The 26,652-nt window shown below is 29.9% G+C and carries 18 protein-coding genes and 1 tRNA gene; 11 read left to right on the top strand and 8 right to left on the bottom strand.

What is annotated here, in order from left to right:
• Positions 1 to 235: 235 nt before the first annotated feature.
• Positions 236 to 2,155 carry an ATP-dependent helicase gene (locus PVA18_RS03415; RefSeq protein ID WP_045804453.1) on the bottom strand — a complete coding sequence of 640 codons (1,920 nt, stop codon included), beginning with the start codon at positions 2,153 to 2,155 and terminating at the stop codon, positions 236 to 238.
• A 473-nt stretch (positions 2,156 to 2,628) separates the two neighbouring features.
• Between PVA18_RS03415 and gyrA the strand changes: the two genes are divergently transcribed.
• The 4 genes from gyrA to htpG all read left to right on the top strand — a co-directional run bounded on the left by gyrA (position 2,629) and on the right by htpG (position 8,790).
• The gene (gyrA, locus tag PVA18_RS03410) at positions 2,629 to 5,325 is read left to right on the top strand and encodes a DNA topoisomerase (ATP-hydrolyzing) subunit A (RefSeq protein ID WP_045804454.1); all 2,697 of its coding nucleotides are present in this window, start codon (positions 2,629 to 2,631) and stop codon (positions 5,323 to 5,325) included.
• Between the two features lie 18 nt (positions 5,326 to 5,343).
• The gene (gene nth, locus PVA18_RS03405) at positions 5,344 to 5,976 is read left to right on the top strand and encodes an endonuclease III (RefSeq protein WP_045804455.1); all 633 of its coding nucleotides are present in this window, start codon (positions 5,344 to 5,346) and stop codon (positions 5,974 to 5,976) included.
• Between the two features lie 227 nt (positions 5,977 to 6,203).
• On the top strand, positions 6,204 to 6,806 hold the full coding sequence (locus PVA18_RS03400; RefSeq protein WP_045804456.1) for a hypothetical protein: 603 nt from the start codon (positions 6,204 to 6,206) through the stop codon (positions 6,804 to 6,806).
• 70 nt (positions 6,807 to 6,876) lie between these two features.
• Positions 6,877 to 8,790, top strand: a complete 1,914-nt coding sequence (gene htpG / locus PVA18_RS03395; RefSeq protein WP_045804457.1) for a molecular chaperone HtpG — start codon at positions 6,877 to 6,879, stop codon at positions 8,788 to 8,790.
• A gap of 727 nt (positions 8,791 to 9,517) precedes the next feature.
• On the opposite strand, the gene purB is transcribed toward htpG, so the two are convergent.
• The gene (gene purB / locus PVA18_RS03390; RefSeq protein ID WP_045804459.1) at positions 9,518 to 10,816 is read right to left on the bottom strand and encodes an adenylosuccinate lyase; all 1,299 of its coding nucleotides are present in this window, start codon (positions 10,814 to 10,816) and stop codon (positions 9,518 to 9,520) included.
• Positions 10,817 to 11,099: 283 nt separating this feature from the next.
• Here purB and PVA18_RS03385 point away from each other — a divergent pair.
• A tRNA-Gly gene (locus tag PVA18_RS03385) sits at positions 11,100 to 11,175 on the top strand.
• 528 nt (positions 11,176 to 11,703) lie between these two features.
• On the opposite strand, the gene cpg1 is transcribed toward PVA18_RS03385, so the two are convergent.
• The 4 genes from cpg1 to PVA18_RS03365 all read right to left on the bottom strand — a co-directional run bounded on the left by cpg1 (position 11,704) and on the right by PVA18_RS03365 (position 16,903).
• Complete coding sequence (gene cpg1 / locus PVA18_RS03380; RefSeq protein WP_045804460.1) at positions 11,704 to 13,959, bottom strand: Cpg1 family polymorphic protein; 2,256 nt, start codon at positions 13,957 to 13,959, stop codon at positions 11,704 to 11,706.
• A 673-nt stretch (positions 13,960 to 14,632) separates the two neighbouring features.
• Positions 14,633 to 15,391, bottom strand: a complete 759-nt coding sequence (locus PVA18_RS03375; RefSeq protein ID WP_045804461.1) for a biotin--[acetyl-CoA-carboxylase] ligase — start codon at positions 15,389 to 15,391, stop codon at positions 14,633 to 14,635.
• A gap of 202 nt (positions 15,392 to 15,593) precedes the next feature.
• A complete protein-coding gene (locus tag PVA18_RS03370; RefSeq protein ID WP_082058902.1) occupies positions 15,594 to 16,271 on the bottom strand; it encodes a glutathione S-transferase family protein in 678 nt (225 codons plus the stop codon).
• 227 nt (positions 16,272 to 16,498) lie between these two features.
• Complete coding sequence (locus tag PVA18_RS03365; protein WP_231568483.1) at positions 16,499 to 16,903, bottom strand: protein-disulfide reductase DsbD domain-containing protein; 405 nt, start codon at positions 16,901 to 16,903, stop codon at positions 16,499 to 16,501.
• A gap of 419 nt (positions 16,904 to 17,322) precedes the next feature.
• Between PVA18_RS03365 and PVA18_RS03360 the strand changes: the two genes are divergently transcribed.
• The 3 genes from PVA18_RS03360 to recR all read left to right on the top strand — a co-directional run bounded on the left by PVA18_RS03360 (position 17,323) and on the right by recR (position 19,321).
• Positions 17,323 to 18,345 (top strand): ABC transporter ATP-binding protein, encoded by a 1,023-nt coding sequence (locus tag PVA18_RS03360; RefSeq protein WP_045804462.1) that lies wholly within the window; start codon positions 17,323 to 17,325, stop codon positions 18,343 to 18,345.
• A 25-nt stretch (positions 18,346 to 18,370) separates the two neighbouring features.
• Positions 18,371 to 18,541 (top strand): twin-arginine translocase TatA, encoded by a 171-nt coding sequence (gene tatA, locus PVA18_RS03355; protein ID WP_045804463.1) that lies wholly within the window; start codon positions 18,371 to 18,373, stop codon positions 18,539 to 18,541.
• Between the two features lie 192 nt (positions 18,542 to 18,733).
• Positions 18,734 to 19,321 (top strand): recombination mediator RecR, encoded by a 588-nt coding sequence (gene recR, locus PVA18_RS03350; RefSeq protein WP_024071878.1) that lies wholly within the window; start codon positions 18,734 to 18,736, stop codon positions 19,319 to 19,321.
• Positions 19,322 to 19,711: 390 nt separating this feature from the next.
• On the opposite strand, the gene PVA18_RS03345 is transcribed toward recR, so the two are convergent.
• On the bottom strand, positions 19,712 to 20,581 hold the full coding sequence (locus PVA18_RS03345) for a zinc ABC transporter substrate-binding protein (RefSeq protein WP_045804464.1): 870 nt from the start codon (positions 20,579 to 20,581) through the stop codon (positions 19,712 to 19,714).
• Here PVA18_RS03345 and PVA18_RS03340 point away from each other — a divergent pair.
• The 3 genes from PVA18_RS03340 to PVA18_RS03330 all read left to right on the top strand — a co-directional run bounded on the left by PVA18_RS03340 (position 20,573) and on the right by PVA18_RS03330 (position 24,294).
• Entirely contained in the window at positions 20,573 to 21,301 is a 729-nt protein-coding gene (locus tag PVA18_RS03340; protein WP_045804465.1) for a metal ABC transporter ATP-binding protein, read from the top strand. The two genes, PVA18_RS03345 and PVA18_RS03340, sit on opposite strands and share 9 nt — an antisense overlap.
• The gene (ubiB, locus tag PVA18_RS03335) at positions 21,294 to 22,736 is read left to right on the top strand and encodes a 2-polyprenylphenol 6-hydroxylase (RefSeq protein ID WP_045804466.1); all 1,443 of its coding nucleotides are present in this window, start codon (positions 21,294 to 21,296) and stop codon (positions 22,734 to 22,736) included. The genes PVA18_RS03340 and ubiB overlap by 8 nt, the downstream gene beginning before the upstream one ends.
• Before the next feature lie 352 nt (positions 22,737 to 23,088).
• The gene (locus PVA18_RS03330) at positions 23,089 to 24,294 is read left to right on the top strand and encodes an MFS transporter (RefSeq protein WP_045804467.1); all 1,206 of its coding nucleotides are present in this window, start codon (positions 23,089 to 23,091) and stop codon (positions 24,292 to 24,294) included.
• A 772-nt stretch (positions 24,295 to 25,066) separates the two neighbouring features.
• Here PVA18_RS03330 and miaB read toward each other — a convergent pair.
• Positions 25,067 to 26,395: a tRNA (N6-isopentenyl adenosine(37)-C2)-methylthiotransferase MiaB gene (gene miaB, locus PVA18_RS03325; RefSeq protein ID WP_045804468.1), complete on the bottom strand. Its 1,329-nt coding sequence runs from the start codon at positions 26,393 to 26,395 to the stop codon at positions 25,067 to 25,069.
• Between the last annotated feature and the right edge of the window lie 257 nt (positions 26,396 to 26,652).

Genomic DNA, 26,652 nt, shown 5'->3' with positions numbered 1-26,652 from the left:
AATGAATTAGTACAACTTTCTAGTTGTATTACATGCATTGAATATATGCAATACAAAATATATTGAAATAGTTTGTAATTATTCCTACTAATGTATATTATATAGTTTATATAATTTGTATACTGTTGAAGTTTAATACAATGCTGCTGATTATTCGTAGTGAATAATTAGGAAATAACTTGCCATTCTGTCGTGAGAATGTAAAACATGTATTGAAAATGGCTTTAAATATTAATTAATAATAGCTTGAAATGTTTTTTATGACTTGTACATGTTCTGCAGGTAATTCCTTGATAAATCTTGATATTTTCATTTGTTGACGCCAATTGTTGATGTCTCTTACTGCTACACATGATATGAATAGTTGCTGACGTGCTCGTGTAATTCCAACATAAGCTAATCTTCTTTCTTCTTCTAATGCATCTCCTGTCCTATCTTGTAAAGATTTTTCATGTGGGAATACTCCTTCTTCCCACCCAGGTAAAAAAACTACGGGAAATTCTAATCCTTTTGCTGCATGCAGTGTCATGATATAAGTGTAGTTATCATTGTAATTTAAAGAATCTGTTTCTGTAACAAGACTGATATGTTCTAAAAATTCGTTTACATCATTAAAACTTAATAATGCGGAAAAAAGTTCTTTTATATTTTCTACTCTTGCTAGGCCATTTTCACCTTCATTTTCTAACATATCTATGTACCCTGAATCATAGGCTATCATTTTAACAGTGTTTGATATTGAATCAGATGATAAAGATTCTTTCCAAGAGTTAATCTTACTTAGTAAATTAGTTAAGGATCTAGATGCTTTATCAGGCAATTGATTATCCGAGATTAAGATTTTTGCTGCATTTAAAAAATAGGTATTATTTTGTTTGGCACATAGATATATTTTATTGAGTGTTGATGCTCCTATATGTCGTTTAGGTTTGTTAATTATTCTTTCAAAGGCGATATCATTATTAGGATTGACCGTGATTTTTAAGTAAGCAATGATATCACGGATTTCTTGCCTATCATAAAATCTTGTACCACCGATTATTTTATATGGTATGCTATACTTGATAAAGTATTCCTCAAATATTCTTGTTTGAAATCCTGCTCTTACTAAAACAGCTGTTTCATTGAATTGGTAATTATGTAAATTCTTAATATATTCACATATGTACTGTGCTTCTGCTTTACTATCCCAAAATTTCATCAAATTGACTTTTTGCCCCTTCTCATTTGTTGTCCATAACTTCTTTCCTAACCTTGATTTATTGTTATTTATTATTGCTGTGGCAACGTCTAGAATATGAGATGTTGATCTATAGTTGCACTCTAGTCGCACAATTTTTGCATTTGGAAAATCGTCAGAAAATTTTAAAATGTTTCCTACTTCTGCTCCACGCCAACTGTATATTGATTGGTCATCATCTCCAACACAGCATAAGTTTTTATATTTTTGAGCTAATAATCTTAACCATAAATATTGGATTGTATTTATATCTTGATATTCATCGACCATTATATATTTAAATTGTTCTTGGTAATGGGATAAGATATTATGTTGTGTGGTAAATATTTGAATGTTGTATAGTAGTAGATCTCCAAAATCGACACAATTTAAGAATTTTAATCTCTCTTGATAGATGTGATATGTGCTTAGTGCTACTGTATTAATGGGTTTATATAATTCTGTTTCAGTTATGTTACTTGGCATTAGGCCTCTATCTTTCCATCTTTGTATTTTGTTTAAGATGATTTTATAAGCGTCTGATGCATATTCAGGATGCATGTCATTGACAATATTTTTTATTACTTGTAATTGGTCATCTGTGTTAATGATTGTAAAATCATTTTTTAATCCAACTGTTTCAGCATGTTGTCTTAAAATTTTTGCTGCTATTGCATGAAAAGTTCCTAACCAGATGTTATATACAGGAGTTAACTCACTAATTCTAGCAAGCATTTCATTTGCTGCTTTATTAGTAAATGTTACTGCTAAAATTTGGCTAGGTAATGCAAAATTATTATTGATGATATATGCTATTCTTGAAGTGACAGTTCTAGTTTTTCCTGTACCTGCTCCAGCTAGTATTAAAATAGGACCATTTATATTAATAACAGCTTGCTTTTGGTCTTCATTAAGTGAAGTTATGTAATCTTCCATAATGCAATAAATTCATCATCATTTGGATTATATTATATTTTTTTTCTTATGCAGTCAAAGTAAGATCTTAATATTATATAATTTGAGAAACGATTTTCTAATGTAATAATGTAATGCAACAGTAGTGTATTGAAGTCTATTTGCTAAAAAATACTAATGGTGGAAATTTGATATTTTTAGTAGAAATTATATGTTTTAATTGTGGTATATGTGTTTTCCTAGATTAATTAATATTTTTATTGTGTAACTCTAGTTTGAACTAATAAGTTATTGTATCTACATTTAAATTTCAATTTTAGGTGGTGTACAACGTTACTGTGCGAACGAATGTTTGATGTGTTATATCTAAATTAGATTTGTTGTTGGAATAGCAATACTGGTTATTTGTTTTATAAACAATTACTTGACCTTGATATGCTTGAGAATTAAGATGTACAATGTGTTTGTTTTTAGGGTTAGTTAATAAATATTAGATGAGTGATGTCAATAATATCATACCAGTTTCTATAGAACAAGAATTAGAGGATTCTTATCTATCTTATGCGATGAGCGTTATAGTTAGTCGGGCAATTCCTGATATACGGGATGGATTAAAGCCTGTTCATAGAAGAATCTTATATTCTATGTATAAATCTGGTTATGATTATGGTAAGCCGTATAAAAAAGCAGCACGTGTTGTTGGTGATGTGATGGGGAAGTATCATCCTCATGCAGATGCAGCAATTTATGATTCATTAGTGAGAATGGCTCAAGACTTCTCATTATTATTGCCGTTGATCGATAGCCAAGGTAATTTTGGGTCGATAGACGGTGACCCTCCAGCTTCTATGCGTTATACAGAAGCTAGATTAGCAAAAGCTGCACACTTTTTATTGAATGATATAGATGAGGATACTGTAGATTTTGGGCCTAATTATGATGAAAATGAAGTAGAACCTGTAGTATTGCCGGCAGAATTTCCTAATATATTGGTCAATGGGGCTGGTGGGGTTGCTGTTGGTATGTCGACTAATATTCCTTCTCATAATTTAGGAGAAGTAGTAGATGCTTGTATAGCTTATATAGATAATCCTGAGATTACTTTTGATGAGTTAATTAATATAGTTCGTGGTCCTGATTTCCCTACTGGTGGTACTATTTTAGGAGATGCTGGTATACGTTCTGCGTTTATGACGGGGAAGGGAACAATTATTGTTCAAGGCAAAACTCATCTGGAAGAATTACCATCTGGCAAACAAGCAATAATTATTGATGAAATCCCATATCAGGTGAACAAGGCAAAGCTTATTGAGCGTATCCATGAATTAGTAAAAGAAAAAAAAATAGAAGGAATATTAGATTTAAGAGATGAATCTAATAAAATGGGGATACGAGTTGCAATTGAATTAAAAAAGCAGGTATCTCATCAGGTTATTTTAAATCAGATCTTAGGCTTAACTCCATTGAGAACGAGTTTTAGTATTAATACGCTCGTATTAGATAATAATAAGCCGAAGGTAATGTCTTTATTGGAGATCATATCGACATTTGTTGAGTATAGAAAGGAGGTTTTAACACGTCGTACCCAGTTTAGGTTAAGGAAAGTTCGAGAAAAAGCTCATTTATATATAGGCATGTACATTGCTGTATTAAATATTGATAAGGTTATTGCTATTATTAGATCATCTCGTGATACAGCAGAAGCTGCTAAGAAGTTACTTGAGTGTAAATGGGATGCTTTAGCATCTGTGAGGGAGATGATAGAACTTGTTGCTGATAGTAAAAGTATTGTGGTTGAGAATGTATGTCAGTTGACGGGTGTACAGGTAAAGTCAATCTTGGAAATGAAGTTACAACGTCTCACAAATTTAGAGAAAGAGAAGTTAGAACTTGACTTGAAGTCAATGGTATCATTGATTAGACAATATACTGAACTGCTTAAAAACAAAGAATCATTACTTGAACTGATTAAAGATGGGTTGAAGGAAGTCAAGGCAAAATTAGCTGTCCCTAGAAGGACTGCTATAGATTATTCACATTTTGAGACCGATATCGAAGATCTTATCCCAAAAGAAGATATGGTAGTCACAGTAACTATGAGTGGTTATATTAAACGGGCTAAACTTTCAAATTATCGTGCTCAAAAAAGGGGTGGAAAAGGAAGAATAGGACAAGCTATTAAGGAAGAAGATGTTATCACTAATCTCTTTGTAGTTAATACTCATACTAGTGTACTATTCTTTTCTAATATTGGTAAAGTATACAAGTTAAAAGTTTATAAACTTCCGTTAGGTGAACCTACATCACGTGGGAGGTCACTGGTAAATATTTTTCCGCTTAGTGAAAATGAGTCAATAACTAGTGTAATGCCTTTGCCTGATAATGTAGAAGATACGGAAACATTAAACATTGTTTTTGCAACTGCATCAGGGAATTTAAGACGTAATGCACTTTCAGATTTTCAATATGTACCTAGTAATGGTAAAATAGCTATGGTGCTTGATGAAGGAGATGCTTTAATATCTGTAAAAGTGTGTAAAGAAGAAGATCATGTTTTGTTGTCTACAAGGTTAGGAAAAAGTATTAGGTTTTCTGTAAGTAATGTTCGTCAGTTTAAGGGTAGGATGTCTGATGGGGTAAGAGCTATTAAGCTGTCTTCAGAGGATAATGTAATTTCCATGTCGATATTGTTAGCTATGGATATAGATTCTGAAAAGAAAGATACATATCTAAAAGTTCCTTTAGGAAAGCGTATGGCTGTTAAAGAAGAAGGTTTTGTTAATGCAGGTTTAGCTAAGGTATTAGATGATCTTGGGCTGGAACAAGATATCTTCATGACTATGGTACAAAATGAGCAATTTATTTTGACAGTAACTGAGAATGGTTTTGGAAAAAGGACTTCTGCATATGAGTATCGTACTACTTTAAGAGGTGGAGTAGGTGTTGTCAGTATCTTGACAACTACAAGAAATGGTAATGTAGTAGCTAGTTTTCCTGTAGAGTCTAATGATCATATAATGTTAATTACAGATAAGGGCAAGTTAATTCGTATTGCTGTGAGTGATATTAGAATTATTGGTAGGAGCACTCAAGGTGTTACTTTATTTAAAACTGAGAAACGTGAAAAAGTTGTTTCAGTGGCCAAGATAATTGATGCTAAAGATAGTTCTGATATTGATGACAATGTGTAAATTGTGTGTGCAGATTAAATGGATCAGGAGAAAATAAATTTACTCTTTACTAAATTTAAAGAGTATAATCCTTACCCGAAGATAGAATTAAGATATACTAACGATTTTACTTTGTTAGTAGCAATAATATTATCCGCACGTACTACTGATGTTAGTGTAAATAAAATTACAAATAAACTGTTTGAAATTGCTGATAGTCCGGGAAAAATGTTAAATCTTGGGGAAAAAGGTCTAAAAAGTTATATAAATACAATAGGATTGTATAATTCTAAATCTAGAAATATTATTGCACTTAGTGAAATTATTATAAATCAATATAATAGTAACGTGCCTTTAGATTTTGATACTCTTATTGCATTGCCAGGTGTGGGAAGAAAGAGTGCAAATGTTTTTTTAAACACATGGTTAAATTTACCAACTGTTGCTGTTGACACTCATGTATTTAGAGTAAGTAATAGGATAGGGTTAGTTAAGGAAGATAGTGTGTTAAAAACAGAGAGTGCATTGTTAAGTATAATACCAAAAGAATGGTTATTATATGCGCATCACTGGTTAGTGTTGCATGGTAGATATATATGTAAGTCAAGGAAGCCATTATGTAGTCAATGTATTGTTCAAGATTTATGTGAGTATAAAAATAAGAGTTTGTGAGTTTTAATGAAATGTGGTGCTCAATATTATAAATATATCATCGTGTAGATGTTATATAATCTATTCAGGGTTTGTATAAGTATGAAAGATTGTATGTATTAAGTAAATTTGTATTTATGTAAGATATGTCTATTATATTAGTACTTGTGATTCTTTCCTAAAATGCATTGACTATATACGTTTATTTTTTTACATTGATATCATCTTGTTAATTGGTTGGACAGTTTATGGAGTTAAATATAGTTAATGCTATTCCAAAATTGAAATGGATATGTTGTGTTGTGGTTGTTTTCTCAATAGTGTTTGCGGGAATGATTTCATGGGTAAGTAGTCGTCATGACAAGATATCGGAACACATGGGTGATATGATGTATGATGCTTTAATGGGTGAAATTAGTGATGATGAGATGATGCGGATGTTAAATGATGTTGCTAAAGTTGATGGTTCTAGCTATCAGTATTTGGCTAAGTTTAAGTTGGCAGGTATGTGTGGTGAAGATCAAGTAGAAAAAGCACAATTAATATATGCTGATTTGGCTGCTGATAAAAAGCTCATTCCTGAGTTAAGGGAATTAGCAGAATATTTAGAAATTATAACATTGCTTAAAGGGGAAAATTTGGATTTGTTAAAAAGTAAGATTCAGAAATTTGTATCTAACAAGTCTGAAGTTTACAAATCGTCTATTAAAGAGGCAATAGCAGTATCTATGCTTAAAAATAATGATATCAATGGTGCTATTGAAGTAATAAAAGAAATAGTTGGTGATGTAAATTCTGAGTCTATGGTATATAAGCATGCTATGGATTTACTGCAAATTTATGAAAATTAGTGATTTGAGAACTTGAAAATTGTTATTGTAGTTATTACTTATTTATTGATGTTAGTTTTAGAGGGTTAATATGCAAGATGTTATAAATTCTGAAAAATTAAAGTTTGATGCTGAAGTGGGGAAGGTATTGAAACTTGTTATACACTCTCTTTATACTAATAAAGATATTTTTTTAAGAGAATTAGTTTCTAATGCGTCAGATGCATGTGATAAATTACGTTATGAATCTTTATCTAACCAAGATTTAATAGATCAAGATTCTGATTTTAAAATAGTCATCAGTGTGGACCAAGATAAAAATAGATTATATATATCTGATAATGGTATTGGAATGAATAGACAAGAATTAATAGATAATTTAGGTACTATAGCACATTCTGGTACGCAGAGATTTTTAGAAGCAATAAACAGTGAAGCTTCTTCTTCTCAAGGTGTTGTTGAATTAATTGGTCAATTTGGTGTAGGTTTTTATTCTGCATTTATGGTAGCCAATGAAGTTATAGTTGAATCTCGTAAAGCTGGAGAATCTATAGGATATCAGTGGAGATCTTCTGGGGATGGAGAGTTTACTATTGCACAACTAGAAGGGGATCAAGTGCCTCGTGGAACTCGAATTACTTTAGTATTAAAACCCGAAGAATCTGAGTTTGTTGATAAATTTCGCATAGAGCATATTATTAGTACATATTCTTATCATATTAACTATCCAGTTTATTTCTTAAATGATAAAGGAGAGGAAGAAAAGTTAAATAGTGATGCTGCTATTTGGACAAAATCGAAAGATGAAATATCTGCGGAGGAGCATCAGAATTTTTTCCGTACCGTAGCTCATGTTGGTGGTGAACCTTGGATGATATTGCATAATAAAAATGAAGGAGTAATAGAGTATACTAATTTATTGTATGTACCATCTATTAAACCATTTGATTTATTCCATCCTGATAGAAAATGTTCAGTAAAATTGTACGTTAACAAGGTATTTATTACTGAAGATAATGTACAAATCATACCTCAATATTTAAGATTCTTAAAAGGTATAATAGATTCTTCAGATTTACCTTTAAATATTAGTCGTGAGACTCTACAGAATAATAAAATTATTGAAAAGATTAAACAATCTATAGTAAAGAGAGTATTGTCTGAACTTAAGAAAAAAGCTGAAAATGATATTAATGATTATAAAAAGTTTTGGGAAAATTTTGGTTCAGTATTGAAGGAAGGATTGTGTGAGTCAATGAACACAGAGTTCCGTGAGGAGTTAATATCAGCATGTCGTTTTTATAGTACACACAGTGATGATTTATTAATTAGCCTGGAAGATTATATTGAGAGAATGAAAACAGGACAGGATAATATTTATTATTTAACTGGTAATGATTTAGATTCTATAAAAAAGAGTCCCCAATTAGAAGGGTTTATAAGTCGTGGCATAGAAGTTATATTATTAGTTGATCCTGTGGATGATTTTTGGACAAATGTAGTCACTGATTATCAAAAGGTGCCATTAAAGTCAGTTATACGTGCAGATGAAGATTTAGAAAAGTTTGCTAATCTTGATAAAAATGAAGAAGTCAAAGAAAATGAAGATAAAAGTGCTGACTCTAAAGAAAAAATAGATATATTTGTTAAGTATGCTGTTCAGGTACTTGGTAAATTAGTCAGTGGTGTTAGAGTTTCGAAAAAATTGACAAATAGCCCAGTATGTTTAGCTGTGGCAGATGGTTCTATGGATATTAGAATGGAGAGATTTTTAAGAGAACAGAAGCAATTGAATTATAAAAGCACAAAGATTTTAGAAATTAATCCTAAGCATCCTATTATTAGTAAGATGATAGATGAGCATGCTAATGTTGGAGAAAATGCGACATTAGATGATATGTTACACTTGTTATTAAATCAAGCATGTATTCTTGAAGGGGAAGAGCTAGAAGATGTTAGTGGTTTTGCTGAGAGGATGAATAATGTGTTAGCTAAGATTTATTAGTGCGAGTGAAGATTTAGTCTACATGCTGTAGAAGATAGTATGAAGAGCATTATACTTGAATAACTTAAACGTGTGTTTCTAAGACTAAAGTATTTTAACTGAGGACTTATTAATATCGTAATTTTTAAGATGATAAATAAATATGTCAGTAGTAGGTAAATGCTTTTGTAGGAACTGTGTTACACTTGTTGTTGAGTTTAATGTTGGTTTTGTGGATAGAGAAAACCATTAATATTAGTGATTTACTGAGAAAGGGTAAAAACAGGGTATTAGTCGGTATTTACAGTAAATCATGTGAGGTAACAAATAGGTTTTTTCTTTATAATTACTTAATTTTTTGTGCTATAACTTTTAGTTGTGTAAAAATCACTTGCAATGCACTGCAGAAATGTATAGAATCAGGCATGTGTGTAGTTAAACTAGTTGTATCTAAAGTTTAGATGGAGGCCCTGCTTTACTTTGTAAGATAAAGTGTGTGTTACCTAATGGTTATGCATTGATAGTAAGGCAGGACCGTATTTATTAATCTTTTAAATTAATAATGATAGCATTGTAATCAGAAAATAATAAACAGTCAATAATAATTATTTATTATTTTAATATAAAATTATGTTATTAATATTTTATTTAATAAATATCTTATATTTTTAATATTAATACTTAAAAGCTAGTGATTTATTAATCTCATATATTAATCAATATTAAATTTTGATCTTAGATTAGTTATTTATTCTTTAAAAACTTTTTCAAATATTGCCTCTGTATGTTGTGTATAGTAATCAAAATTAAATAAGGATTCTAGACTTTGGCTATCTATGCACTTTAATATTTGTGGATCTTTTTTTAGTTCATCTAGAAAGTGACTATTGTTATTCCATGTTTCTAATGCTTTTTCTTGAATTATTTTGTAAGCTGTTTCTCTTTTTAAGCCGTATTTGACTAGTTCAAGAAGTACTCTCTGAGAAAACACTAAACCTTTTGATTGTATTAAATTCTTATCCATATTGTTAGGGTGTATAACCATGTTGTCGAGCAAATTTGATAATCTTACTAATGCAAAATCTGTGACAATACAAGCATCTGGTGCAATACATCTTTCGACAGAGGAATGTGATATATCTCTTTCATGCCATAAAGCAACATTTTCGAGGGCAGGAGTTACGTAACTGCGTATCATTCTGGCAAGACCTGTTAGATTTTCACTTAATATAGGATTTTTCTTGTGAGGCATTGCAGAGCTTCCTTTTTGTCCAGTTGAAAAATATTCTGTGACTTCTAACGTTTCAGTTTTTTGAAGATGACGAATTTCTATTGCTATATTCTCTATAGAAGATGCAATAACTCCTAGAGTCGCAAAAAACATAGCATGGCGATCTCTTGGTATCACCTGTGAAGATATAGATTCTGGTTTAAGATTTAAAGAATTTGCTACGTGATTTTCAACAAATGGGTCAATATTAGCAAAATTACCCATAGCTCCAGAAACCTTACATATTGATATTTCATCTTGAGCCATTTTTAGTCTTTTGTAATTTCGCTTAAATTCTGCATAGAATCTTGCCAGTTTTAAGCCAAATGTTATTGGTTCTGCATGTACGCCGTGACTACGTCCTATACATAATATATGTTTTGTTTCTATTGATTTTTGTTTTAAGATATTTAATATAACTTCTATATTATTTAATAGTAAATCACAAGATTGCTTTAATTGTACAGATAGACATGTATCTAATACATCAGAACTTGTCATACCATAGTGTAAATATCTTATATCTGAGTTTGTAGATTCTGCTACATATGTTAAAAACGCTATTACATCGTGTTTTACTACTGACTCGATTTCATTTATGCGATTGATGTCAAAATCTTCTATTTTGTTTTTTAAATTATCAAGTATATAGTGAGGTATCACACCTAATTTTACTTGTGCTTCACATGCATAGTACTCTATATCCATCCATATTTTAAATTTATTCTTGTCTTCCCAAATTGATGACATTTCAGGTCTGCTATAACGTTTTATCATTTATTTATCTCCGAGGTTTTAAGTATATTTTATTATAAATGCTGAGACATTATTGTAATAGCTATAAATATCCAACAACATTTGAAATGTGATAATGATGATATGTTATACAATTTTTACTTTTCATGCATTATTTTCTTTCTGATATTATTGATATTTAGACTTTCTTATCATTATAGGTTTTAAGTTTTTCTTGGATACATTATAGAAAAATTGTATAATTCCTCTTGCATTGTAACAGTTATTGTTTTAGCATTTAAAGCTTACAAGGAGTAACTTGAATGCGGGAGTAGCTCAGTTGGTAGAGCATTACCTTGCCAAGGTAAAGGTCGAGGGTTCGAGCCCCTTCTTCCGCTCCATTCTCTAGTAAGAAAGTTGCTTTGCATCATTAATTATGTTCCTAAAGTCTGGATTTTTTATGTTGGCAATTATGGAACTTAGTTCTTACTCTTATTGATTAGTGTGATTTAAAAGGGTTATTTTGTTTTCTATAATCATAGGTTTTTAAAAGTAAAATTTATTGATAAATCATATACATAATGGTAATCATTAGCGAATTTATTAACACATTGATAGATTTTAGAGGCTCATAAAAATCCTGAATCTTGATTTAGTACTTTATAACTTCACTTAGGTTTTTTTTAGTTATAACTAATACCTTTTATTGTATTGATGAAAGAATTTGGGGAATTTCTATGAGGAAGCTAAGTTTGTTAACCTAGCTTTCCTGTTACATTTTACTTAAGGAGTTCACAATTGAACTCCTTTTGTTATCTTGATACAAAAGAATCGGTAGATTTGCATAAGAAAAGCCTGAATTGTTTAGCTTAGTTTCCTGCTGCATTTTACTCAGGGGTTCTGATATCATCTGATATCAGAACCACCTTTTATTGTTTTGATAAGGAAGGAGAGCGTGATGAATGACCCATTAAAGAGATGTTAACCATTGTACTTGATACTTGTTCATTATCTTCATTTTCATCGGTTATATCTATAATGTGGCAATCAGGAGCATTCCTTCTATAAGATCTTAATTGTACTACTGGTGAAGGATCTTCTATATATACTTCTCCCGGTACCACATGTGATTGTCTAAGTGGTCTTTTATTATTGTGCTCAGAAGGTAGTAATGTTGAGGTTTCACATATGCTTTCATTATTTTGTGTTTCTGTTATTGATCTGCTATGTTGTCTTCTACCACTCTGAACTTGCTCTTCTTCTTGATTATCTTCTAGGATTTCAGTGATAGTTACATTGCTTCTTAAGCGTTGAAACCTCCTTTCAATCACTGGGGAAAATAATACTAAACTTGCTGCTATGTGATTTTGTGTAGCATTGCGTATTAGATCTTCAATTACAACTAATTGTTCTTCTATGGCACTAGCTTCAGATAAAATACGACCTGATATTGCATCAGCATTGACAGTTGCCAGTACATCAAGTGCTGTTAATAAACCCACGTAACGGATATGACTACCGATCTGATCAAAAGCTGGTAATATGGCAGGTGAAGTTGCTGTTCTTACCATGTTTACGAGTACAAACTTTTTGAACCTAGGAATGTAACATACCTTATTTCTGTTTGTGACTACTGGTATAATTACTGACAGAAGTCTTGTTCCTTTTAGAAGTGCTGAACAGATCAGATTTGGAAATCCTAAAGCTGCATCTACGTATTCAAGTGCTGTTGTTGATACAGCAGCAAGGAACATAATTCTGTGATTTACTAGGGTAGGGGTACTTTGACTGCGGTAGCAATGCCTATTAAGACAGTTATAAATATTTTGTAGTTTTAATGGTTCTTCTAATGGCGCAGATGGTGTGAAGAATCTAAAAACGCTCCATTTAAAAAATGTATCTTTATATACAGAATCTATGCAGTCAACAGGTTGTACAACAACATTACCGACCCAACGGAATATTAATGTGCTCATCAATATTGCATTGTTTTTTTGTTCTTCTGGTGTAGGTGAATATTTATCCAATGATCTGAGAACGAACTGTCTCTTACGTTGACTCAGAATCATGTTTGGTAATGTAAGAAATAGCTGTACTGTAGATATCGCAGTTGTCAGATAACCAGGAACTCCGTTTAGAACACCTTCATGTTCTGGGAAGTATTCAGAGGGGTGTCTGGGTGCATAAATTACTGTGCTATTGGTACTGTTATGGTAGTTTATATCAGGTCTATAGTAACGAGTATGATTAAAATTGATACTATGACCTGAAGCCGATAGTGCCTTTTGTACATCTTGTTCTGCTCTGTCACTAGCATATCCAGAGTATATACGTGTTACGAAGACTGAGAATATAGCACCAACATATACCCATGAAACAGTGTCACTAATATATTGATTAAAATAATTAGTTATTGCCAAGACTCTACTTTGGTATGGATGTTCACGAGCAAATGCTGCATTAACTGCACGCATAGTACTTTCTCTAGTAGTATGTGTTATGGCTGCTATATGTAATAAAGTGGCAGTTTTAGCTTCTATAGCAACATGTTCTTTATGAGATGTGGGATTAGGAGTTCGTTTGTTGAGAATTGCATGTGCTATACCTCTTATAAGTAGTACATGACAAGTAAGTGGACATATTATATTAAGCACCTTTTCTGCTTCTCTGAGTAGGACGTCTTGATTACTTTGATTTAAGATACCATTTATAAATTCTTCATAACATGCAATATCTCCTGGATTAAAATTATTATCTCCTAGTGGCATATTTGTGCTTAATATACCTTCAATCTCAGATATAGGGTGTGATGATATACCACTTGTTGCTAATTTACTGGAGATGTGTTTTATTAGAGGGGTGAGAAGATTACATAAAAATAATATACCATTATTATGACATTGTTCTTTAAAGTCTTTGTCGATATGTTTTGTTACTAATGTAAAACTTTCAAAATCTGCTGACTCTAGAATTAGATCAGAAGTAAATTCCTCACTTACCATGACACATTTTTCATGTGAAGTATTTTTGCTACCAAAAAATAAGGAGTTTACCTTATAAGAAAAATAACTTATTGGTGATGGTAGAAGACTTAAGTTTTTTGTAACTTGATTGTTTTTTATGTGTTGCTGTACTTTTGTGTAAAGTTTTAGCTGATTATTACTAAGCTCTGATTTACCTGGCATATTTTTGGCTCCATATTTATTGAAAACATGCTGCTAATAACTGTATATGTATTATAATAGGGTATGTAATTATTTAATTACAAGAATATAAGATTAGGTGCTTATACTTTTAAAGTAGGTATTTTAATTACTTAAATAGCAAGATAGTAGAGAAGTACACAACTTTACACACGCTAAAACACTTGCCTGGTAGATGGATAAAACTCACGATGTTATTACATATTCTTAAACAGTAACCAGTTTATAAAAATACCTAACCTAGCACTTAAATACTAAATCACCACGATAACATAACTAAATCACCACGATAACGTACTTCAGATCACAAATGTAATATTTGAATTCTACATTGAATATATTATTTAGTCAATGATGTTTTTATTTTTTGATGTACTTGATTATACATTTTTGTTGTTAGTAGAATGATATATTAATTTATGATGCATCCTTTGGTACTGTGTTTCATTATTATAGTTAATGTACTTTACTGGTTATTAAATAAATATTTTCTATAAGATTGTACGCAAGTAAAATTACTTAAGTGTTCATATTACTTGGTATATTATAACTTTATATTAAGCATAACTAGCTTGGTATTTTTTGTGTTATTAACGGTGTATTGCATATATGTCTTACTTATTAATGATATAGTCATATTCAAGTTATACTTGCCTTATGTGATATTAAATATTTCTCCTGAAGTAATACATATTGTTTTATCGTCTTGTTTCATGATCATATTACCTTTTATATCTATTGTAATAAATTGTCCTGTATAGGTATGGCTGTGGCTTTTAACAGTGATATGGCTATTTAAGTGGCATGTTTGTTTAAGCCATAAATCTCTTATGTTTGTAAACCCGTAGTGAATATAATGCTCTCTAAAATTGTTAAAGTTATTTATTACTTTTTCCAGTAACTCTAGATTAGATAAAGTGAAATTATGACTGTGTTGATTGATTGTTGTTGCATATGCTGGAGCTTTATACATATTAATGCCTATGCCAACTACTATCCATTTTTGTAATGTATTATTTGATGTTCTGCTTTCTAATAGTATGCCTGATATTTTTTTATTATTTACTAGTATATCATTGGGCCATTTATATTGCACTTTTGATATTATGTTGTCGTTATTTTTTAGTATTTCTTCAAGTGTTTTTCCGACAGATAATGCTGCAATAAATGATAAAGGAAATACTTCCACAAATTTTGTTATAATAACACTGAAATATAAATTACCTTTAGGAGAATGCCATATACGTTCATACCTTCCTCGTCCTTTAATTTGTTCGTCAGATATAATTATAGTACCGTCTTCAGCTCCACATTCTGCAAGCTTGATTGCTTCATAGTTTGTACTATATAAAATCTTATGATGTTCTAGAGTGTATCCATTTGGCAGGTTTATATTAGATGGGTTTGGTTTCATGTTAATAAAATTCTGTGATATTTGTGAAATATATAATTAACAGTATTGTATATAATAGATTTTATTTCGTAAATTATGAAAAAAATCTTTCAAAATTGAGGTTGTACGAAATAAATAATATAATTGTATGAGCTTGTAATGCCTATAACGACTAATGTACCTAACTTGTAAGTTGGACTAAGGGTGATATAACAAGCATGATTTAGAAATCTAGTTTATTATAGTGTACAGGAGGTATTATACCCGTTACTTTGTCGTTTAATATATCACTAAATGATGGTTTTGATTTTATTATAGAATACCATTCTTTTAATATAGCTGTTGAATGCCATGGAAAGATATTCATATAATCTAGCACTGATATATGTGCAGCTAATGTTATATCTGCTAGAGTAAATTCATTGCATGCAACCCAACTATTGGTATTAAGTAATCGTTCTATGTATCTGATATGAGGCAGCAAGTTTTGTCTTGCTGCTTGAATAAATCTGGAATCTGGACTTGCATTTTTTATATAATATTTTGATATTTTCTCGTTTATTATATATCTTGTAATTTCATGATAAAATTTATAGTCAATCCAATATATTAATTTACGTACTGTTGATCTTACATGTAGTGAATTTCCAAGTAAAGATACGCTATCATATAATTCTTCAATATATTCACAAATTGCTTGACTATCTGCAATTACATGCTGTCCACTGATTAATACAGGGACCTGACATACGGGATTGATCTTTATAAATCCTTCGCGCTTTTTCCAAGGATTTTCCTCTATTTGATGAAAGTTAAACTTTTTTTCTTTAAGAAAGATACGTACTTTTCTGGAAAAAGGGCAAAGTGGAAAATGATATAATGTATCCATACTGAATTTCATGTATACAAATACTTTAACTTATAGCAGACTTAATAGTCTCATGCAATGTAATATTTAGACCTATTTTATAGGATTACAGATTACAGATGGGTAATTTTCATATACACGTGTTTTGTTGTGCTGTATAGGAGTTGAGTTTGATTTAATAGTTATTGCCATGTGTGTTAGTGATGTAACTTGGTATATTTCATATTATTTGCATATTTGATCTGTGATTATTAACAAGGTTACTTGGTTTTCCAGAAATTAATTAACTGAATAGTTTCCTGATTTTGATAATTTTGTAAAAGTTGGTCCAATATAATTACCTTTTCTTGAGGAATACATATATCTTTGCATACTGCATATCTAATGCGCAAAGTTACTTGTAATTCTTTGTGTTGATTGTCTTTAAGTATCAATGATATGGGAAATACTACAAGATCTTTGTAGATGTTACTATGAAATGTATTGTTGCTTACAATATCTGTGTGCTGTAATGGTTTAGGCCAATGTACATGTGCGTCCTTAAAGATATGTTTTTGCCATTGAAAAACTGTTGGTAAACCAAGATCTCCAGGTATTTTGTAATAAATATGCCAACCATCCTGTATTGTTACTTTAACAGCTGCTTCAATCTTTTTGGTTTTCATGTCTACTGATCCTATAGTTAGTTTCATACGTACTGGATTTGAAACGTTTGTGGAGTAACATTTTGTATTGATAAGCAATGTTAGTAAAATTATGAATATGAATCTAAACATGACGCTTCCTAAAACTATATGCAAAATAATTAAGTAGTTTTACTATCTTATTCAGTATACATTTATATGGTATAAAATCATTAATTTTATTAGTTCATAATTTCTTGATATTAATTAATTATAAGTACCAAAGGGATTTTAGTAAAAGATTAGATATAATACCCTGTGTATTACTTGCATAGAAAATAAAAAAAGGTTAATATCTAACTGAAGTACTTGATGTTTATTTTATGGTATGTGCTTGGTTTGCATGGTTTACAGTCACATAATTTTTCTTATATGGCATTAAACTTGTTAAAGGTCTATTGATGGTAGGTTTGCAGTTAGAAAATGTCTTTTATAAATATAAAAAAGGTCAATTTTTACTACATAATGTTAGTATCAGTTGTAAACAAGGGGAAGTAATTTGTCTTCTTGGTCCTTCTGGGTGTGGTAAATCTACAGTGTTGAAGCTAATTGCTGGATTGGAGAATTTGCATTGTGGTTCTATATATATAAATGGTAAAGTTGTAGTTAATAGTAATTTTTGTATGCCAACTGAAGAACGTAATGTTGGCTTAATATTTCAACATCCTTCGCTATTCCCACATCAAACTGTTATTGAAAATGTAATGTTTGCTATTAAAAGCTTGTCTAAAATACAGAAGTTTAATGTTGCATTAGATATATTACAATCTATTAATATGATAGCATATAAAGATATGTATCCTGATATGCTTTCTGGAGGGCAACAGCAGTTAATTACAATTGCTCGGGCAATTGCTCAAAAACCAGAAGTGATATTATTAGATGAACCATTTTCTAGTCTTGATACGGCATTGCGAGTTAATATTAGAAGGCATGTTTTATCATTATTGAAAGCTAGAGAGATTACGGTATTACTTGTTACTCATGATCCAGAAGAAGCATTGGAAGTTGCAGATATAATATATGTTATGCGTGATGGATATATAGTTCAGCATGGTACTCCCTATGAAATATATTATAATCCTAAAGATCATATGTTGGCACAATTTTTTGGTGAGATTAATCATTTTGTTTGTACAGTAAAGGATTCTTATATAGAATTACCAATAGGGAAAATACCAGCACAGTCTTTTACTAATGGTGAAGAAGTAGTAGTTTGTATAAGGCCTGAGGCAATAATTCCTCATCCAGATAAAGGAATAAAAGCTGTAGTAAAGCAGATAAAGTTTTTTAATAATATGATCTGTGTCTGTGTAGATGATTGTTTGTGTTGGATGAGGTTTGCTAACATAGTTTTACCACAAGTTGGTGATACTATATTTATCTTGCTTGACTTAAATAAAATTTTATTATTTAAGATATAGTTTTATATTTTATAGGAGTTTCATTATGACTTTAGGTCCATGGCAAATTTTTTTAATTTTAATAATAATTTTAGTACTATTTGGGGCAGGCAAGTTACCAGATGTTATGAGTGACTTAGGTAAAGGTATTCGTAATTTGAAACAAGAATTAAAAGACAATAAACTTGTGTCAACAGAAGATGAGCCAAATCGTTAGCTGGGTTTGTAAATTTTTTTGTGTTATACATTAGATATTTTCTAAATATAGTTTGTTGTGTAAATTTTATATCCTTTAACTCTATGTAGGTGATAGTTTTTTTATTATTAGATAAATGAATCTTTATAAATATACAAAGTTAGCTGATATCATATGCATGTTATTTAGCTTATCAATTATTAAGGATGTGTCATGGATATTAATAAGTTAATTAGTATGTTTGCAAAGCTTCCTAATTTTGGGCCATCTTCTTCTAGAAGAATTGTACTTTATTTACTGCGCAACAAAGAAGAAGTGATGTTACCTTTAGCATCAGGGATTCAAGATTTAGCATTTCAGACTAAGGAATGTCCCATATGTTTTAATATAGATATTAAAGCGCCGTGTAGTATCTGTGCTGATGTTATGCGTGATCGTCAATTATTATGTATAGTGGAAGAGTTAGGAGATTTGTGGGCATTTGAAAAAGGAAAAATATATCAAGGTGTATACCATGTATTAGGAGGAACTTTATCTGCAATTTATGGAATAGGGCCTGATCAATTGAATTTAAATAGTATTGTAGAGAGAATAAAAAAATTTGATATAAAAGAAGTGATTATAGGTATAGGCAACACCATGGATGGTCAGGTAACTACTCATTATATAACTCAAATGATTAAGGAATTAGGGATTAAGGTAACTAGATTAGCTTGTGGTATACCTATGGGGGGAGAGATAGATTATTTGGATGAAGGAACTTTAAGTGCAGCTTTGTCTTCTCGGTATATTATATCTTGAATATTGATTATGTGAATAAAGAATATCTGCGAAGTTTTTTATCAGGAAAACTTTATAGGTTTTTTATATATTGCTTATGTTTAATTTGTTACTGAAAGATTAGGTAGGTTTAAGTGTGAGAATTTTTAGAATTCTGTATCTTGCGCTTTACATAGTAAAAAGAGAACGCAAGTCTTATATATTACATATCTAGTAGAATATAAGTATACCTTGTTAGATCAAGATTATTATATCCTTATAGTATATTCTGTATGAAGGTACTTGTGATTGAATTTAAATAATTTAAGATCTGCATAAGTATTAGATTGAGCCTCTGTTGCCTTTACACATTACGAATACATATTTTTATAATGTATTTTTCATGGTCTATAAAATTTATATTAAATAAATCTATTCCTGTGATAGACAATGTAGAAAATTATCAGCAATGTTCTGCATAATGTCAAAATATGCATTGTCTTTTGTTAAACTACTGCCTATGGGATCAAGTATTTGGAATTTTACCTGATATTTTAAAAATAAATTCTTAATCTTATCATTTGAAGACTCAGAAAAAATACATTTTATTTTATGTTGATTAATAATTTTTTTTATATGCATTAGCCTCTTTACGCTGATATTTGTGTCATGACTTGAAGAAAGAGCTGCTATAAAGTTTAATCCAAAGTATTTTTCAAAATATTGATATGCATCATGTGTGACTATGTAAGGTTTTGTTTTGACAAAATTCAACATATTTTTTATTTTTTCTGTTTGTTTAGTGATTTGTACTAATGTTAAATTTGCATTGTCAGTGTACTTTGTTGCATTTTCTGGGTCTGCTTGACATAGTACGTTTCTTATTTGATTGACTATATTTTTTGCATTTTCTGGACTTAACCAAATGTGTAGATCATTTTGTGTTGTATGAATTTTATAAGAAAAGTTAGAATCATATCTTGATGGTAATAATTCTACAACCTCTGAAAGTTTGACTAATGTTTTATTTTGTAGTTTATTTATAAAAGTTTCAAGGTGATCATCTACATAAAATATGATATTGCTATCTTTTAATTTCCTTTTATCTGATGGTTTTAATGTATAATCATGTATCGAAACTGGTTCGTTGATTAAAAGCACTGGTTTTGTTATACCATTAGTAACTGCATTAACTAATGAATATATTGGGTTTATAGTTGCTATAATTCTTGGTACAGAATATCCTATAGTAGGATGTAACAATAATATGTAGAAAAGGAAGAGAAAGACTTTATGTTTCATAAGTTATTAAACAAAAGGGGAATTGTTTCATATGATGATAGGTGTGTCAATGACTATATAATAAATGTTGAAAATCTCTCATTTTTTTATTCTAAAAAAAAGGTTATAGATGATGTTAGTTTTCAAGTGAAATTTGGTGAAATTGTTACAATTTTAGGGCCAAATGGAGGAGGTAAAACAACATTAATTCGTGTCTTAGTTGGGATATATAAAAATTATGTAGGGCTTGTAGAATATGCAAAAAATTTTACCATAGGATATTTACCTCAACATTTTAGTGTTAATTCTCTTATTCCAATGACAGTCGAATATTTTCTAAATTCTAGTTATACAAAAAGGAAAAGAAAATTAAAATTAAGTAATGTGTTAAAAGATATTAATATTGAAAAAATATTAGATCGACAAATGTCAGAGATATCTTATGGAGAGTTACAATTAGTTTTACTTGCAAGATGTTTGATGTTAAATCCTGATTTAATAATTTTGGATGAACCAGTGAGTTGCATGGATATTAATGCGAAAGATAGCTTTTACAAATTAATTAGCAAATTAATTACTATGTATAACTTAAGTGTAATCATGACCTCTCATGATTTACATTTTATAATGTCTAATTCTTATCGTGTTATATGTATTAATAGGAGTATTTACTGTGAAGGATCTCCAAGTGAGATTGTAAAAAATGAAAAATTCTTAACAATGTTTTCATCTTATGCTTAGTATCTTATTTAATATAATTTCTTTATTTAATATATTAAATATTTTAGTAAGATATAACATATTACCTTACACTTGTATTTTTGCTAAAAAGTCAGTTAAAGGAAAATCTCAAGGAGAAAAGGTTGCAATGGCTATGCAAAAGCTTGGTCCAATTTTTATTAAATTTGGTCAATCTATATCTTCTAGGGCTGATATTATTGGAGAAGAGATTGCAAATCATTTACTATGTTTATGTGATAAGCTACCAGCTTTTTCTTATATGGATGTTGTAAGAATTATAGAAGAAGATTTTAAATGCAAGATAAGTGAAATATTTTGTGAATTTGAACAGAATCCAGTTGCTGCTGCGTCTATTGCACAAGTGCATAAAGCCAAAGATATTAATGGAAATATAAGAGCTGTGAAAATTTTGAGACCACGAATTGAGAAAATTTTTGAAAGGGATATTAAATTAATGTTCTGGCTTGCAAGATTAGCACAGAATTTTCGAAGTTTGCAACGATTTCAATTATTGCAACTTGTACAAACATTTCATGAGATATGTAAGATGGAAATAGATTTGCGTTTTGAAGCAGCAAATGCTGAAGAGTTAAGAGCTAATATTCAAGATGATAAAGGGTGTTATGTACCAGAGGTCGATTGGACTAGAACTACAAGACGTGTGTTAACATTAGAATGGATAGATGCTGTACCAATATATAGTATTTACAAATCAGAGAATTGTGAAGTATTAGTGAAAAATTTGATATTTTGTTTTTGTAATCAAGTATATAGAGATAGATTCTTTCATGCAGATATGCATCCAGGAAATCTTATGGTGGATACAAAAGGAAGAATTGTAATTATAGATTTTGGAATTGTTGGAAGATTAGATAAGGCTACATGTATGTATGTTACAGAGATACTTGTAGGTTTTTTAAAAAGGGATTATCAATATGTTGCTGATGTCCATTATAGGGCTGGATATGTTGATGCAAAATATAGTAATTTTGTTACAGCTTGTCGTGCTATAGGTGAACCTATAGTTGGTAAGAATACAGAAAATATATCCATTTCAGCACTATTGACTCAGTTATTTAAGATTACTGGTGATTTCAATATGAAATTGCAGCCTCAGCTTTTTCTACTACAAAAAACTACAGTATTAGTAGAAGGTGTATGTAGGCAATTGTGTCCTGAAGTTAATATGTGGAAGATAGCGGAATTATGGATGGAAAAATATGCTATTGAAAAAAATAGATATATTAAAAAATTAAAGAGATCTTACTTATGTCAAACTGTACATGATATTCCTTTGTTTATGAAAAAGGTTGATAAAAGTTTAGATATAATCAGTAATTATCAAGAATTAAGTAAGGCAAAGACAAATATTGGTAGAGATATTATATGGGCATTAATAGTGATTAGTTTGATTGTAAAGCTCATTGTAGGATAGTTTCTGCCATAGATTTCAATGAATATAAATATTTTTAATTAAGTTAAAGTTTACGTATCTTGGACTGATAATAAATTGTATATTGGTATAGTATGTGTAGTGTTTAAAGTTGTAATATATATAAATTGCTTTAGTATTGTGTCTAAATAATTTTATAACTTATTATCTGTTAAATTGTGTAAGTTGATAGAAGTTTAGAGATATTAATAAATTTTTGCTAATTTTATAATACATTTGAATTAGTATATATTATATAGTTGCTATACTAGAAATTTTGGTTATGTAGATAATTATTAATCAACTCTAGGGAGTTTTCATTAATAATTTATTATAATGTTGGTAGATAGTACAAATGTGTTTTTATCCTATTCTAAATTGGATTATAGGAGTATTAGTACTTATTTGTGGGAGTAATTTTCAAATAGCCTATGCTGTGATAAATCCATATGTGAGTGAAGATTTAAATTTAAGTATTGCACAAACTGCATTAGCAGCATCAATACATATGTGGTGTTTTTCAATTTTTCAACTATTTACTGGATCAATACTAGATTGTTATAATGAAAAAAAAGTACTACCAGTATCTGTTGTGTTAACAATTATAGGTACTTTCTTATTTTTCCATGCTGAATATACTATTTGTTTTTTTGTATCGCAAATTTTCTTGGCATTGGGAGCATCTTTTGGTTTTGTAGGGACAGGTTATATTAGTTATAAATTTTTTTCTCCTTTAAAATCAGGGATTATGTTTGGATTAGTTCAAACAGTGTATAGTTTATCTTCTTTGTTTATGGAATATATCTATGCGTGTTTGACTTCATCAGGGTTACCTTGGAGAGATATAATTAGGTATATAGAATACATTGAAATTGTTGTACTTATTGCAACATTATTCCTACTAGGGAATAAAGAGTCAGTATGTTTAAAAAGTGGTGATACAAATATCATTAAGTTGTTATTACAAGTATTTAAACATATTGTTGGAATAATACGAGTAAGGAAGATATGGCTATTTACAATAGTTGGTAGCTCTATGTTTGGGGTATTTTTATCAATAGCTGTATTTTGGGGACAAAAGTTATTAATAGCTATGAATTTAAGAGATGACAATGTTACTCTTATACATTCTATAATATGGATGGGTTTTTCTATAGGTTGTCCTTTAGTCAATATAATTTCTAATATATTAAAAAATAGGAAATATGTGCTTATGGGGTTCTGTTTATTACAATGTAGTAGCCTTAGTTTGTTATTATGTGGTAGCAATTTATACTGTTTATGTGTTTATATGTTTATATTTGGATTTGCATCTGGTGGACATATGTTAAACTTTTCTATTGGCACAGATGTTATAGATGAAGGAAAAATAGGAACTGTTTGTTCAGTTATTAATGGATTGATGTGTATTGTAGGTGGCGTAATTATGTTTTTAGTAGCGCTTGTACTAGAATATCAGGATAAATATGATGTAATACACGTAAGTTTTTTTATGCCGGTGCTTATTTTCCTATCATTTGTTTTATTGTTTTTTTGTCGTGATACTTTTTGTATGAAATAATGTCTTGTAGGGGGAGGGGGTGAGGATTTTTTCTTAAATTATATATTAATGTAGTGTGTAAAGTTATTGATTTGTGTATTGGCATAGATCAAGTTGTAAATTTACTCTATGTGTATCCATTAGGAGGGTATTGTTTATCTGAAAATGTATGGACTTTATTATTAATGAAGTATTGTTGTGTACTAAAATAAGTAAATATATTCAGAATTTAGTATGGTGGTGTTGTAGGATTTTATGTATGAGGTATAAAAAGCTATTCTAGTTTTAGGTAAATTTTAGATTGCTTGCTAAAAAATTTTTTAAATAGAGTTTATATATAAAATGCTATTAATGATAGGGATGTTCTATTTGTCAGTTAATAACTACAACATGTTAGATATGTGTTCATGATTTATCATATATTAATACTGTTTGTAAAGTTGTTGAATGGGCTCTAAAAAATTCTACTATGAACAAAACTGTATTAGTGGTTTAATAGGATTACACGATTGTAAAGCTATTGTGGTATCTTTAAAAAGTTTTACTGCATGAGCTATATTGGGCATCAGAATATTGACTCATGTTGGTAATTGAAAGCTATGGGATATAATAAATCTAATGTGTGAATGCATTGATTGTGTGTGTATCTTTGGGGAGCTTTCTTATATGTAAAGCGTATATTGGTAGCAGAATATGATTTATATTAGCACTTGAAACTGCTGGACTATTAATATGTGAATACATGTGGAAAGCTGTCTTGCGTATAAAGCTATATTAGCGAGAAAATATTGTATCAGTTGATAACTATGCCAGTTAAGCTATTTTGGTGTGCATCTATTATTTTAATAGATAAGATGCTATTGTGAAATTGGGTTGGATTATCTGTATTAATGTAACATGATTGCATATATGGAGTTTTACCTATGATTTGATTATCAAATTTTCCTTTCTTATTACTAAATAATACAGGACAAGTTTGACCAATCATGTTTCTATTAAAAGCAATCTGTTGTTCTCGTAATATTTCTTGTAACCTGAGAATACGCTGAGATTTTACCTCTTCTGGTGTTTGATTTGCATATTCTGCACTAGGTGTTCCTGGTCTTGGACTATATTTAAAACTATATGCTTGTGAAAATTTTACTTCTTTTACTAATTGTATTGTGTGTTCAAAATCTTCTTCTGTTTCCCCTGGAAATCCAACTATAAAATCAGATGAGAAAGCAATGTCAGCCCGTTGTTTTCTTAGATTATTGATTATATTTATATACTCTTCAGCAGTGTGCTTTCTATTCATTTTCTTTAGTATTTTATCTGATCCTGATTGTACTGGTAAGTGAATAAATGGCATTAATTTTTCTTCAAGTCCATGTGCTTCATATAAGGATTGGTGCATATCGCGTGGATGTGATGTTGTATATCTTATACGTTCTATGCTTGGTATTTTTGCAAGATACTGAATTAATTTTCCTAAGTCCCATTCACATCCTTTATACGTTCCATGATATGCATTTACATTTTGTCCAATTAGGGTTATTTCTTTTATTCCGGAGTCCGATAAGGCAAGTGCTTCATTAAATATTGCTTCTACTGTCCTTGAGTATTCTTCTCCTCGTGTGTATGGAACTACGCAAAATGTACAAAACTTGTTACACCCTTCCTGTACTGAAATAAACGCAGAGGTTTCTTGATTTTTTGTGTACTCTTCTACAGGTATTGCATCAAATTTTGAAATTACGGGAAAATCAATGTTGATAACTTGTTTTTTTATTCGACGGGCTTTTACAATAAGTTCAGGAAGTGTATGTATACTCTGAGGACCTACCACTACATCAACAAATGGAGCTCTTTCAAATATTTCTTCTCCTTCAGCTTGTGCTACACATCCAGCAACTACTATAGTTAAGTCTTTATTTTCTTGTATTTTTCTTATTCTGCCTAATTCTGAATATAGTTTTTCAGAAGCTTTCTCTCTAATGTGGCAGGTATTTAATATTACAATGTCTGCCTCTGATGGTTCATTTACCACAGTGAATCCAAGAGGTTTGATTATGTTTTCCATAATTAAAGAGTCATAAACGTTCATTTGACAACCATATGACTTGATATATAGACCTTGCATTAACCTTATAAATAACTGCTTTTATTCTGCTAATCATATAATGATTAATGAATTAACACAATAATTTTTATTATGTTAAACTACTGAATATTTATCACAGTCAATTGATTATAGATTGCATGTATGTATAAGGATTTAATTTAGTAAAAAAACATATTTAATTATATAGTTTAGCTGTTAGAAACATTGTTTTGTTTATAAATTCAATATTTTTGCCGTATTGAAATCTTATTACTCAAAAACATATAAAATTTTCA

The sequence above is a fragment of the Ehrlichia muris subsp. eauclairensis genome (assembly GCF_051097115.1).
Classification (GTDB): Bacteria; Pseudomonadota; Alphaproteobacteria; order Rickettsiales; family Anaplasmataceae; genus Ehrlichia; species Ehrlichia muris.
This window is presented reverse-complemented; position numbering and strand designations above follow the sequence as displayed.